This window comes from Helicobacter heilmannii (genome assembly GCF_001283065.1).
GTDB lineage: Bacteria > Campylobacterota > Campylobacteria > Campylobacterales > Helicobacteraceae > Helicobacter > Helicobacter heilmannii.
Genome location: NZ_CDMK01000001.1, coordinates 567,097 through 580,063 on the forward strand (window position 1 = coordinate 567,097; position 12,967 = coordinate 580,063).

The 12,967-nt window shown below is 48.4% G+C and carries 11 protein-coding genes; 3 read left to right on the forward strand and 8 right to left on the reverse strand.

Going from position 1 to position 12,967, the window contains the following annotated elements:
• The first annotated feature begins 21 nt into the window (after nt 1-21).
• Complete coding sequence (locus AOG36_RS02845) at nt 22-1,299, forward strand: MATE family efflux transporter (RefSeq protein WP_015106327.1); 1,278 nt, start codon at nt 22-24, stop codon at nt 1,297-1,299.
• Here the strand turns inward: AOG36_RS02845 and gmd are convergent.
• Both gmd and AOG36_RS02855 read right to left on the reverse strand, forming a co-directional pair.
• The gene (gene gmd / locus AOG36_RS02850; protein ID WP_015106328.1) at nt 1,292-2,395 is read right to left on the reverse strand and encodes a GDP-mannose 4,6-dehydratase; all 1,104 of its coding nucleotides are present in this window, start codon (nt 2,393-2,395) and stop codon (nt 1,292-1,294) included. The two genes, AOG36_RS02845 and gmd, sit on opposite strands and share 8 nt — an antisense overlap.
• Nucleotides 2,396-2,404: 9 nt before the next feature.
• Nucleotides 2,405-3,784, reverse strand: a complete 1,380-nt coding sequence (locus AOG36_RS02855; RefSeq protein ID WP_231850708.1) for a mannose-1-phosphate guanylyltransferase/mannose-6-phosphate isomerase — start codon at nt 3,782-3,784, stop codon at nt 2,405-2,407.
• A 349-nt stretch (nt 3,785-4,133) separates the two neighbouring features.
• Between AOG36_RS02855 and AOG36_RS02860 the strand changes: the two genes are divergently transcribed.
• Nucleotides 4,134-5,444, forward strand: a complete 1,311-nt coding sequence (locus tag AOG36_RS02860) for a hypothetical protein (RefSeq protein WP_370696095.1) — start codon at nt 4,134-4,136, stop codon at nt 5,442-5,444.
• Here the strand turns inward: AOG36_RS02860 and gltX are convergent.
• Both gltX and dapF read right to left on the reverse strand, forming a co-directional pair.
• On the reverse strand, nt 5,441-6,829 hold the full coding sequence (gltX, locus tag AOG36_RS02865; RefSeq protein WP_053825449.1) for a glutamate--tRNA ligase: 1,389 nt from the start codon (nt 6,827-6,829) through the stop codon (nt 5,441-5,443). The genes AOG36_RS02860 and gltX overlap by 4 nt on opposite strands.
• Nucleotides 6,830-6,850: 21 nt before the next feature.
• Entirely contained in the window at nt 6,851-7,642 is a 792-nt protein-coding gene (dapF, locus tag AOG36_RS02870) for a diaminopimelate epimerase (protein ID WP_015106333.1), read from the reverse strand.
• Between the two features lie 55 nt (nt 7,643-7,697).
• On the opposite strand from dapF, the gene AOG36_RS02875 reads away from it, so the two are divergent.
• A complete protein-coding gene (locus AOG36_RS02875) occupies nt 7,698-8,750 on the forward strand; it encodes an AI-2E family transporter (RefSeq protein ID WP_015106334.1) in 1,053 nt (350 codons plus the stop codon).
• On the opposite strand, the gene AOG36_RS02880 is transcribed toward AOG36_RS02875, so the two are convergent.
• The 4 genes from AOG36_RS02880 to AOG36_RS02900 all read right to left on the reverse strand — a co-directional run bounded on the left by AOG36_RS02880 (nt 8,743) and on the right by AOG36_RS02900 (nt 12,932).
• Nucleotides 8,743-10,392, reverse strand: coding sequence for an L-lactate permease (locus tag AOG36_RS02880; RefSeq protein WP_015106335.1), 1,650 nt, complete (start codon nt 10,390-10,392; stop codon nt 8,743-8,745). The two genes, AOG36_RS02875 and AOG36_RS02880, sit on opposite strands and share 8 nt — an antisense overlap.
• A 457-nt stretch (nt 10,393-10,849) precedes the next feature.
• Nucleotides 10,850-11,005 carry an outer membrane beta-barrel protein gene (locus AOG36_RS08170; RefSeq protein WP_015106337.1) on the reverse strand — a complete coding sequence of 52 codons (156 nt, stop codon included), beginning with the start codon at nt 11,003-11,005 and terminating at the stop codon, nt 10,850-10,852.
• A gap of 254 nt (nt 11,006-11,259) precedes the next feature.
• On the reverse strand, nt 11,260-11,433 hold the full coding sequence (locus AOG36_RS02890; protein WP_156294630.1) for a hypothetical protein: 174 nt from the start codon (nt 11,431-11,433) through the stop codon (nt 11,260-11,262).
• 926 nt (nt 11,434-12,359) lie between these two features.
• A complete protein-coding gene (locus AOG36_RS02900) occupies nt 12,360-12,932 on the reverse strand; it encodes a thiamine phosphate synthase (protein WP_015106341.1) in 573 nt (190 codons plus the stop codon).
• Nucleotides 12,933-12,967 lie beyond the last annotated feature (35 nt).

A 12,967-nucleotide genomic window follows, 5' to 3' on the forward strand; every position in this document is an offset into this window, starting at 1 on the left:
AAGCTGGCGATCCCCTCAGGAGTGAACAACTTTTTAGAAATTTTTGTGCTCGCCGTGTCCGTAGTGTTCATGGGGCGGCTTTCAGACGACCACATTGTAGCGATGGGTGTGGGGCTGCAGTATATCATGCTCTTTTACGCCCTAAACTCCGTGTTTTACATAGGCACCAACGCAACTTTAAGCCGTTTGGTGGGGGCAAAGGACACCGAATTGGTGGCGATTGGGTATTCAAGCATTTTAATCGGGGCGTGTGTGCTGTGCATGGGGGCGGGGGTGGCGGGATTTTTAGGCATTGGAGCGTTTGTCAATTGGATGGGGATCACGGGAGATGCTAGCCTTCTAGCCAAAGAGTATTTACAGATTTTAATTTGGGCCATGCCCGCGATTTTTGTGAAAAACACCATGGCAAGCGCGCTTGCCAGCTTGTCTGACACCCTAACCCCTTTTGTGCTCAAAGTTGTGATGAGCGCGCTGTGTTTATTTTTAAACGATGCTTTGATTTTCGGGCATTTTGGCTTTATGCGCCTTGACATTCAAGGGGCGGCTCTAGCTAGCGTTGTGGTGGCGTTTGTGGAGCTCTTGTTGCTCTTTATAGCCATTAGTCTTAAAAAACACAACCCCTTAAAATTCCGCTTTGTCTTTGATGGCACCCTCTTTAAGAAGACTTGGCAAGTGGGCTGGCCCTCGGGCTTTGAGCGCATGCTAACACTCTTTTCTATGGCGTTGGTGTCTAAATTCGTAGCAAGTTATGGCAATGAAGTGCTCGCAGGCATGCAAGTGGGGCTAAGGGTAGAAACTTTTAGCTACATGCCCGGCCTTGGCTTTACCATCGCATGTATGGTGCTCGTGGGGCAACATTTGGGGGCCAATCAAGTCAATCGCGCCCAAGAGTATGTCCGTACGACTTTAAAGGTGGCGGGGGTGGGGCTGGGCTTTTTGGGCGTGGGGATGATTGTATTTGCTAAAGAGCTCGCCGGTATTTTTAGCCAAAATCAAGAGGTCGTGCAAGTGGCGGCGTGGTATTTAATGGCCGTGGGGGTGTCTCAAATGCCTTTAATTTGCTTATTTGTGCTGGATGGGGTGTTTCGGGGAGCGGGGATGGCAAAGGTGTCGCTGCTCATCAACACCTCTAGCCTGTGGAGTTTACGGATTTTACCCATGTTTATCTTTTGGAGATTGGGGCTTTCGGTGCGCTGGTTTTTTATGCTGATTTGTTTGGAAACCTTTGCGCGGGCGGGCTTTTTTTACATTGCCTACAGAAGGGGCATATGGAAAAAGCCCGGGCGTTTTGCTACCTAGTTAAACTCTCTTTATGGGCAAGTTTTAAATCACTTTTAAGCATGTCTAGCACCAAATCCTGCATGCTAAATTCCCGCTTCCAGCCTAGTTCTCTTTCAATTTTAGAAGGGTCGCCAAGCAATAAATCCACCTCTGTGGGGCGGAAGTAGCGAGGATCTACCCTTAGCAGTACCTGCCCTTTTTGAAGCGGGGCAAGTTTGAGCTTATCTAAAAGCGCACTTGGTGTGAAATCCACCAACACCCCCTTTTCCTCTAGCCCACTGCCTTGAAACTCTAGCTCAAGCCCTAGTTTCTCACACGCCATTAAAACGAAGTCTCTGATGGGCATGGTCTGTCCGCTCGCCACGACATAATCCACGGGCTGGCTGTGCTGCAAGATCAAATGCATGGCCCTGACATAGTCTTTAGCATGCCCATAATCCCTTTTAGCATCCAGATTGCCTAGATACAAGCACTCTTGCAGCCCCAACACAATGCGGCTAAGTGCCATCGTGATTTTGCGCGTTACAAAGGTTTCGCCACGCATGGGGCTTTCGTGGTTGAATAAAATCCCATTGACGGCGAACATGTTGTAGGCTTCGCGGTAGTTCTTAGTGATGTAGTAGGCATAGAGTTTGGCCACGGCGTAGGGGCTTCTTGGATTAAAGGGGGTGTTCTCATTTTGCGGGGTCTGCAACACTGCGCCATACAGCTCGGAGGTGCTTGCCTGATAGAAACGGGTGTCTTTTAAGTTTAAAAAGCGCATGGCCTCTAAAATACGCAACGCTCCCAATGCATCCACATTGGCGGTGTATTCAGGCATTTCAAAGGACACCTGCACATGGCTTTGGGCGGCTAGGTTGTAAATCTCTGTGGGCTCTATTTTAGCGATGAGGCTGGTCATGTTGTTTGAGTCGGTCAAGTCGCCATAGTGCAAAAAGAAGCGGTTTTGATGCGCGTGGATGTCCTCATAAAGTGCGTCTATGCGGGCGGTGTTGAAAGAGGAGCTGCGCCTTTTAATGCCATGCACTTCATAGCCTAAATCCAAGAGATGGCGGGCTAAATAGCTCCCGTCCTGTCCTGTAATGCCCGTGATGAGGGCTCTTTTTATTGCCATTGTATTCCTTTAAGGTCTTTTGTAATCATCGTGCAACCGTTCAATGTCGCTCTCATCTAAAATCGCCCCGCATTGCACTTCTAGGATTTTTAAGGGCTGGTTAGTGTCATTGCTAAGGCGGTGCACCTGCCCCTGTTTGATAAACACGCTCTCGTTGATCGGCACACTTAAAGATTTTTCGCCCACCACCACACTAGCCACCCCCTCTACCACCACCCAATGCTCGCTCCTATGCTGGTGTCTTTGCAGACTCAGGCGCTTATGCGGGGTGATCTCTAAAAGCTTCACTTTGAAAAAAGGCCGTTCTAACAGCACTTCAAAACTACCCCACGGACGGTATTCGAGCGGGTAGGTTTTAAGCAGGTGTGGGCACTTTTGTCCCACGCGCGCCACAAGCTCCTTTAAGCTGTCTAAGTGTGCCTTTGCGGCAACCAACAACGCGTCCTTGCTATCCACCACCACGCAATCCTCAAGCCCTAGCAAACACACTAATTTATCGGGCGTGCTGTAGGTGTAGTTGTTCTTGGCATGCAAGTGCAATAGGGGGTTGTTGTGCGCCACATTGCCCGCATCATCGGTGATCAAACTCGCCTGCAAGCTGGCAAAATGCCCCACATCCTGCCAATGGGCTTTTAAGGGCACTAATTTTAACCCTTGGCACTTTTGCCACAAGCAAATATCCACGCTACCCTCTTCTAACTCTGCCATACCCTCGCATTTTAAAATGGCGGGCAGTTTCTTGGCACTGTGGTGGATCTTTTTGCACGCCTCTAACATTTGGGGGGCGTGTTGCATGCACGATTGCAAGAACACCCTCGCTTTAAAAACAAACATCCCGCTGTTGATATAAAAATCCCCGCCTTGTTTGCGTAGTTTAGAAATTTGGGCTTGGCTTGGCTTTTCTATGAAGTCAAGCACACCACACAGTCCATTTTCTACTTTGGTGCAACGCACAAAGCCGTATTGGTTGCTCGGCTCCCTAGCAATGCCAAAAAGCACCATATGGTTATTTTTAGCGCAATCTAGAGCGGTGCTTAACGCCGTTTTAAAAGCCTCTTGGTCCATTAAATGGTCTGTAGGACTGATGACTAAAATTTCATCAGGTTCGCAAGATAAGGCGGCGAGCATCAAGGCATTCATTGTGTTCTTGCCCGCGCTCTCTAGTAAAAACTGTGTGCGGGTTTGCAAGTCGGCTTGTGTGATCTCTTCTAGGGCGTGGAAGTAATGCGCTTCGTTACACACCACCAAAAAGCGCGCGTGAGGGCTTTTGAGCCGCTCTAGGGCGAGCCCAAAGAGGCTTTTATCCTCATAGAGTTTTAAAAATTGTTTAGGGAAATGCTCCCGACTCAAGGGCCATAATCTTTTGCCACTCCCCCCGCTCAACACCACATGTACCAAAAAAGCCCCCATAGATAGAGTAAAATCAAAAACTTATTATAGCTAAAGCCACGCCCTAAGGCAACAGGGCAAGCATCGGGAGTAAAAATTTAATTGTAGCTTTTGGCATGCAGATCCTTAAAGCAAGGCACCCGTCTAAAGCCACAAAACTCAATGATCCCCCTCTTAGCCTTGCTTGCCACTGCTTTTATCCAACTAAAAAAGCCTTATGGTTTCATCTTAAGGCATAAAGGTCTTTTTTATCTGTATGGAGCACCTAACATAAGATTTTAAGGTTTATTTTATTTACTTTGTGTTAAAACTCCCATGTTCCCATTTTTAAAGGATTATGATGAAATGCTTGAAAATATTAAGGCTTGGTCTGTGTGTTGCGGCTGTGTCTGCCTTTTTACAGACACAAGCAGGGGCGGTTGCCTTTGCCTATGATTTGAAGTTCATGAGCTTTACTTATAACTTGGCAGGCAAGAATAACCCTTATTGGAATAGCTTGGTCAATATGAAAAATAGAATCATGCCCGAGATCGGGATTCAGTTTGATAAACACCAGTCTATTATGTTCGGGGCGTGGTTTATCCAAAACTTGCACACGCACATCAGCTACTTCCCCTTTTCATGGGGCGTTACCATGTACTACAGCGCGGTGGGCAAGGATTTTAGAACCTACATTGGCATCGTCCCTAGGTCCTACACGATGGCAAACTACCCCCTAGCCGCCTTCAAAAAGCTCTTTTGGTTTAAAGACCCCACCATCCGCGGAGCAGTGTTCCAATACAAGCCCGCCTACAACCCGAATCGTTGGTGGAATGGCTGGTCAGAGTTCATCATCGACTGGTATGGCGGACGCAACTGGAACAATGTTTGGGGCAAGAAATACGCTGCTAACCACTACAACATGAACCAAATGCTTTACTTTGGGGCAAGCGAGTGGTCGTTTTTAAAAGGCTATTTGGGCTTTGGCGGACGCGTGGTTGCCTTCCACAACACCAGCTCTTATAGCATGGGCGATCCCTACCCCTTTGGCGGGCACTCCGATCCAGCCATGCGCGGGCAAACCCCTTTATGGCCCGGGGGTTACCCCTATGCCAGTGGCATGCCCTTAGGCGGTGTGCCCGGTAAATACGCTAACCCCACGGTACTCGATCGCATTTACTACTATGGCTACATCAAGAGCGACTTAAAACGCCTTGCCCCCTTCATGGATAAACTCTCTGTGTCCTTTGGCACGATGAGCGAACAAGAGCACTACTGCGTGCGCTCAGGCAATAATTGCGGACCTAGCCAATGGTACAACAGCTTTGGTGGGCAATTTGACTTCGTGGCGCAATACAAGGGCTTTGGCTTCTACAATAAATACTACTTCTCGGATAAGCCCCAAATGAAGTTCTATGGGACTTATGGGCGTGCGCTCTACACGGGCTTGCCATGGTACCACGCCCCTAACTTTGAGCGCATCGCACTTTACTATGTCTATAAAAACAAATACCTCAGCGTGCGGGCGGATTGTTTCTTTAACTTCATGGGTGGGGGCAATGGGCACAGCTTGAATGGGCATGGCGGTCATTGGTTCACCACCTTCCAGCAATTCGTCACCGTGGCGATCGACACCCGCCAGCTTGTGGACTTCGTAAGAAGCCGCACACATAAATTCTAAAGGGCTAAAAACGCCTTTAAGCGCTCTAGACTCATTTTATAGCCTAGAATAAATAAAGCCTCCTTCACCCCAATCCCCCCCGCTTCTCCAAGCAGGGCGATCCTTAAGGGCAACATCAGTGCCCCCGCTTTAAGCCTACTATCTGCCATAAAGGCGTGCAAGGTGGCATCTAGGCTTTCTACACTGCTAAAATCCTGCTCTTTCAAGCCCGTCATTAGGGTTTTTAACACCTCTAGGGCTTGATCTCTGTTTTTGAGCTTGTTTAAGGCGTAGCTGGTGGGCGTGTTCAACACCTTAGCAATCTCTATCGCCATTTCCTTTAAAGTGCTCACCCGACTTTTTAGAGCCTCTAGCAAGGTGTTTTGTTGGGCTGGGCTTAGGGCGTAAAAGTTGCTTGGCAAATTGAAATCTGCCAGCAGTGCTTTTAGCCGGTCTACGCTGCTCTCTTTAAGGTAGTGGCTATTCAACCACTCCAACTTATGGGGGCTAAAGCAACTGGGCGCGCTATTTAAATCCTTGGGATTAAAAAATTCTTTCATCTCCTGCAGACTAAAAATCTCTTGGTCTTGGTGGCTCCAGCCCAAACGCACCAAGAAGTTTAAAAGCGCGTCCTTAAGATAGCCCAATGCCTTATAATCCATCACCCCCATCGCCCCATCTCGTTTGCTGAGCTTATGCCCGCTTTCGTTTAAAATCATGGGCACATGGTAGAAGTTGGGGATTTTAAAGCCCAAAGCTTCGTATAAAATGATTTGTTTAGGCGTGTTGCTTAAGTGGTCATCCCCGCGGATCACATCGCTAATCCCCATCAAAGCGTCATCGATGGTTACCACAAAATTATAAGTGGGCACACCATTGGAGCGCGCAATCACAAAGTCGTCTAGCTCCTCGGCTTGCACGCACACCTCCCCCTTAACCCCATCTTTAAAGTGCACTTCCCCACTTAAAGGGGCTTTGATGCGCACCACGGGCTCTATGCCACTGGGGGGTGTGCCTTTAAAGTCTCTGTAGCGGCGATCATAGCGGGGGGTTAGACCTTGTGCCCTTTGTGTTTCCCTTAAGGCCTCTAGCTCCTCTTTAGACATATAACAATAATACGCCTTGCCCGCATCTAAGAGTTGCTGGATATAGCGTTGGTAAATGTCTAGCCTTTGGGATTGATACCAAATTTCGCCATCCACCTCTAGCCCCACCCACTCAAAGGCCTTTAAAATCGCCTCTGTGGCTTCCTTGACATTGCGGTCTAAATCCGTGTCCTCGATGCGTAAATAAAACCTCCCCCTACAAGAGCGGGCGTAAAGATAGTTGAAAAGGGCGGTTCTTAGGCCTCCTATGTGTAAATGCCCCGTAGGCGAGGGGGCAAATCGTGTGGTTACCATGTTGATCCTTTATGAAAATTTCAAATTCTAGCAAAGGGCATGGCAATAGTCAATGAACGCATTTAAGGAGACTGCCCCCACCCTTTTGACCGCCCCGCTAAAGAGAACATTCTTGCCCTCTAAACTTAAGTTTAAAACCTCCCCACTGGGCGGAATGCAATACGCTTTAGGCTTTGCCCCCCTTTGTTGCGCCGCCACAAACACGGCCGCCATGCCCGTGCCACAGGCCAGCGTGATGTCCTCCACCCCCCGCTCATAGGTAGCCAAATGGATTTTTGCAGGACTCTCTACATAGGCATAGTTGACATTGGCGTTAAATTGTTGGCGCAGGGCTTGCATGGCTGGGGTCTTGGCTTGAGGCAATGCGCTGACATGATCTACAAAATGCACCAAGTGGGGCACGCCGCTGTCAATCAATGCCCACTCCTGCCCCTCAATCTCTAGATGCTCTAGCCACTTGGGACTGCCTAAGTTACTTTGCACCACCCCGCCCCTCTCTTCAACTTCAAGCACTTCAACGCCAATTGCCCCAGCCCCGCTTAAAAAGCAATGTTTCTTGGGGGCGATCCCTTGCAAATACGCATAAAGTCCCACGCACCGACTCGCATTCCCGCACATGTTGGCTAAGCTCCCATCGGCGTTGTAAAACTCCCATGTATAGGCATATTCAGGATGGGGCAAGAGCACCACCAAACCATCTGCGCCAAAGCCATAGTGGCGCGCGCAAAGCTCTTTGGCTAGGGCTTGGCGGTTGGTGGGCTTCAAGTGGTGGGTGATTAAAAAATCGTTCCCACTGGCACAATATTTCTCTAGGTACATGTTTGGCCTTTTTGGGGTATTATTTGGGGTATTATAGAGTAAAAAAGCGAGTTGCATGCGTCCTGTGTATTTCTTTTGGCTTTTGTTTGCGGTGTCTTTTTATTGGATGCTCTATCTTTATGAAGATTTTTTAATGGATTTGCTCATCGCCGGACTGCTCTGCGTCACGGTCTTTTGGCTCAAAGAGTTCTTTGACCACTACATGAACAACATTTGCAGCTCGCTTTTATGCGTGGTGGTGCTTTTAAGCTTTTTAGTCGTGCCGATGTATTTTCTCATTTACAAAAGCATGGATTTTATCACCCACTTAAACCTAGAAAAATTTGCCTTTTACTTCAACAAGTCCAAAAGCGACCTCTTGCTCTATTTGGAGCACTTCCCCGCCCTAAGCACCTATGCCCATAAACTCTTGTCTAATTTTTCAGCGCAGACCTTGATGTCCTACGCCCTGCACCTTAGTAGCGGGATTGGCAAGTACAGCCTTAAATTTGCTAGCGATACGGCGATGGTGTTGGTCTTTTTATTCTTATGTTTCTTTTACGGGCAACGCTTTTACGATTATATTTTGGAGATTCTGCCCTTTGAGAAAATCCAAAGCCGGGGGATTTTTAGAGAAGTGGCGGGGATTTTGCGCGTGGTCTTGCTGACCTCGATCATCAATGTCGTGTTGCAAGGCGTGGCCTTTGGGGTGTTGGTAGTGTTTTTTGGGCTAGATTGGCTCTCGCTTGGGATTTTATACGGACTGGCTTCTTTGATTCCCATTGTGGGCGGGGCTTTGGTGTGGCTGCCCGTGAGCGTTTATGAGCTTTACAGAAACCACCCTACAATCGCCTTAATCATCGCTCTTTATTCGGTGATCTTTATCGGCGGGGCGATCGACAGCCTGATTAAACCATGGCTCATTGGCTTCATTAAACGCCAAGTGCTGAAAATCTCGCTTAAGATCAACGAGATTTTAATCTTCTTTTCCATTTTAGCGGGTATCAGCAAGTTTGGCTTTTGGGGGATCGCTGTGGGCCCCACCATCACTGCCTTTTTCATCGTGCTCTTGCGGTTGTATGAAAAGGTCTTCAGCTCTAAGCCCAAGCAGGTGAGCCTACCTAAGTAGTGGGCACCACTTGGGGGAATCCATAGGCGATCACGCTCACCACAATCCCAATCACAACCACAAAGGCGATCGAGTATTTCACCGTGAATTTAAACAAATCAGACTCCTTGCCCGCCAAGCCCACGGCGGCACAGGCGATCGCGATGCTTTGTGGGCTGATCATCTTGCCCAAAGTCCCACCCACGGTGTTGGCGGTGAGCGTTAAAATTTCTGGGATTTTAAGGTTATTGGCGGTGAGCTGTTGCAAGGAGCCAAAGAGCAGGTTAGAGCTTGTGTCGCTGCCTGTTAAAAACACGCCAACCCACCCAATGATGGGCGAGAAGAAAGTAAAGGCTTTGCCCGTGTGGGTGAGCGCAAGTGCCATGGTGGCTGAAATCCCGCTGTAATTGGACACATAAGCAAAGCTGAGCACCAGTCCGATCGTCAAAATAGGGTAGCGCATTTCTTTTAAGGTGTCGCCAAAGACCTCGATTGCTTCGCTAGCCTTCACGCGGAGCACAAAAATACTAATGAGCGCAGCCACTAAAATAGAAGTGCCCACGGTGTTGATGAGAGGTAATTTAAAGACCACAGGGCTGGCCGCACTCTTGCTCTCAAACACAAAGGGCGCGCTCTTTAAAATCTTTTGACTGATGCTACTAAACTCAAAGTAAAAGCTAGAGAACGCCAACGCTCCGCCCTTGGTAAAGAGGGCTTTAAACCACGGCTGAGTCCAAATGACAATGGTTGCAATGAGAATAATGAAAGGGGCCCACGCCACCAAGACCTTACAGATATGGTGTTTGGGGTGCTCATGGGAAACTTCCTTGCCATCACTTCTAAAAATGTGCTTGGGTTGCCAAAAGCGCAAAAACACTGCAGTTGCGATGAGCGAAACGATTGCCGAGAGGATTCCGGGCAACTCTGGTCCTAGATAGTTGGAGCTTAAATACTGCGCTAAGGCAAAGCTAAGAGCAGCTACGAACACTGCAGGGAAGGTTTCTTTCACTCCTCTAAACCCATCCATTAAGAACACAATGAAAAAGGGAACAAGCAAACTGATAAAGAATAAAATCTTACCCGCCATCGCACTGATAGAGAGCGCGCTCACACCCACTGCCCCTGCCATGGCCGTGATGGGGATGCCCACTGCTCCAAAGGCCACGGGCGCAGTGTTGGCAATCAAGCACAACCCCGCCGCATACAGGGGGTTTAAGCCTAGACCGACCAAGATCGCCGCGGTGATCGCTACAGGTCCACCAAAGCCGATCGCCCCCTCCAAAAACGAGCCAAAACAAAACCCGATCAAAATCACCAAGATGCGGTGATCGGGTGTGATGGCCTGTACACTTTCTTTGAGAATCTCAAAGTAGCCGGATTTCACGCTGAGCTTATACAAGAAGATCGCAGCGACGATGATCCACGCAATGGGCCACAAACCATAGAGAAAGCCGTAAACAAAGCTCGCCCCCACCATCACAGCGGGCATTTTGTAGATAAAAAGGGCGATTGCCACAGACAACCCCACGCTTAAAAACGCAGCGGTGTGTCCTTTGAGTTTAAACACAATTAAGGACGCAAAAAAGAGTACAATGGGTAAAACCGCAACAAGGGCGCTTAGCCAAATATTGCCCCCCAGGGGGGCGTAGACCTGATGCCACATCAAAAACTCCTATAAAAATTAGAACTTAAGTATATCATAAGCTTAGCCGCAGAGGGACTGCTCACCCAAATCATGCCAACAACCGCCTAGAAGTTGTAAACATAATTCACAAAGACGGAGATAGGGCATTTGTTGCTAAGCTCTATGAGCTCTTGTCCTTATGGGCTTTGGAGCAACTGTTGAAGGCTAGGGGATTTTAGCCCCACTTTAAACCTATGATGCTTACTGACATTGCTTTAAAGCCAATGTTAGGAGGATTTGAAAATAGGTCATGTGTTGGCACACCTGCCAGCCCTGAGATTTTAGGGCACTGGCCAAGTTTTTGTATGCCCTGGCATCCTTTATAGCCACGAGCTGCTCGCCAGTATAAAGCCTATAAACAACCCTGTGTTGTAAGACACATGGGCACTTTCATAGAGGTTATAGAGCGCATCTATGAGCACCATAGACCAAGTTGCTAAAGGGCACTGGCAGACTTCGCAAGCTTGCCATATTGGTAGCTAAAACTGCTGTAGCAACGCAGTCCAAAGCGTTTTCTCTTGCCAAAGAATTGCTGATAACCCAGTTGGGCGTTAAATCTGTAGACATTGCCGCTTTCCTGCCCGCTTTGCATCGTGGCAAGGCGAGAGTTTAAGAGGGCGATTAAGACTTGGGTGCTTTAAGCGTAGGTGGCCAGCTTGCTTTTTGTAGTCTGTAGGTAGGTGTGCCCAAGTCTTGTATCGCCAGCCCTTTGAACTGTTGATTCTTGGAGACTAATTTCACTCTTTAGCAGCCAAGACATCTAGCCCTACAAAGAGGTGCTTAGGATGGGTGTTTAACAACGCGCCGCAACTTCTGCTCTTGAATGATGAGTTGGTCTAACCTGGCTTATAAGCTGGCGATATTGTGGCTTGGGTTGTTTGCCATCGCATCAAAACCATTAAAAGAGTCATTCATATCTTGGCTGATGTTGGCGTTGTTAGACACTTGGTTAAAAAACTTGTCGGTCCCCGCCACTAAAGAACTGATGGCTTGTGCCGTGTTACCAGTACTGTGCTCCACAAGCCTAAGCAATATGCTTGTATTGACTTCAATCGTGCCCTATTCTTCTCTCTTGTAGCTATCAATGTTTTGGAGTGTACCACCACCATCTATCAGGGTTTGCGAGTGGGTTTAGGACATAGGGGTGTAGAAATTTTAGGGGGCGTAGTGGCACTTGGCTTGCTGGTCGGGGTTTGGGCGGTGTTTTGGGGGTTTGGCAAGGGCATTCCATTATTTTGGGTTTGGCAAGGGCTGGCACTCTGTGTAGACTTAGAGAAATGGGCGCAGGACTCGCATCCACCTTTATGGGGGGCAGGTTTTTAGTGTTGGCAATGGGGGTGTTGGGGTTTGGTGTTGTGGTTTGGTTTATGTTGTTACAAACCCGGGGCAGAGGTTTAGTTTTGGTTGCCTCAGAAAGTTAGGGCACAGGGGGTTTAGCTCAAGGTCCGGGCGCGCCAAAGAAGGAGGCTTAAGAAAGGATTGCCATGAGCATTGCAACACCAAAGGACATCCGTCCCTTGAAAGCCATCTTATCGATCTCTGTGTCCGCTTCTTAAGAAGGATGAACAAAAGGCAGAGGAAAGGCTAGCGGAGGTATTTTTGAGCCCGTTGTCCATAAAAACTCCTTTGAAGTGGTTCTAGGCTACTTGCCCACCTTGGTTTGGGGCACTTGAGGCGCAGACAAAACTATAGGTTTAGTGTTTGCACATCAAAACGCGGGATTTGGCTGGCAAGCTTAAGGGGCTTTTTTCTGCGTGCTTTGGGTGCTGTTGGAGCATTGAAAACCACAGACCCATAAGCCCACAAGGGGCAGGTAAGGCCCAGAGCTGCTAGGGTGATTATTGTTTTGAAAGAGTGCATTTTGACCCCTTTGACCAGGATTAGCAAAGTTGTCGCCAAGTTTTACTACAAGCAACATTGAACTTATAAAAGCTTGAGAGTGGGTTTTAGGGGTTTAAAAAATAGCGGATGCTCGCAAAACCCTTAAGGTGTAGATTTTTCACTAGCTCAATGTGTCTTGGTGTGGTGATCCCCCCTAGGGCAAAAACGCGGGCTTTGAGCGCAGGGCTTAGGGCATTGAAGTAGTCTAGTCCCAAAGGTGGGGGTTTGTTTGGCGTGGCAAATATGGGGCTTAGGGTGCAAAAATGCACACTGCAATCTAGGGCTTCTTGTACCTCATCAATGCTGTGTGCGCTGTAAAAGATTTGTAAGTGTTTAGGGATTTTTGGTGCAAAATCTAGGACATGGCTTTTTAAATGCACGCCGCTAAAGCCAAATTCTAGAGCACTCTCTAGGCTGGCACTCGGGGTTTTACAATTGATTAAAGCGACCACTTTAAAAGCGACACAAAGGCGCACAAAAACAGCACACACATCTGGGCTAAAGGGCGCGCTACCCGCTTGCCTTAAGCAGGCGAAGTTGGGCGGATGGGCGCGAAACACCCGCATTAAGTGGGCCTCAAACTCTTTTACACCTAAAGCCTGCCAACTCTTTGGACTGATGAAGTAGGATGCAAACACCAAACCGCTTACACCAAGAAATCACACCATGGGCA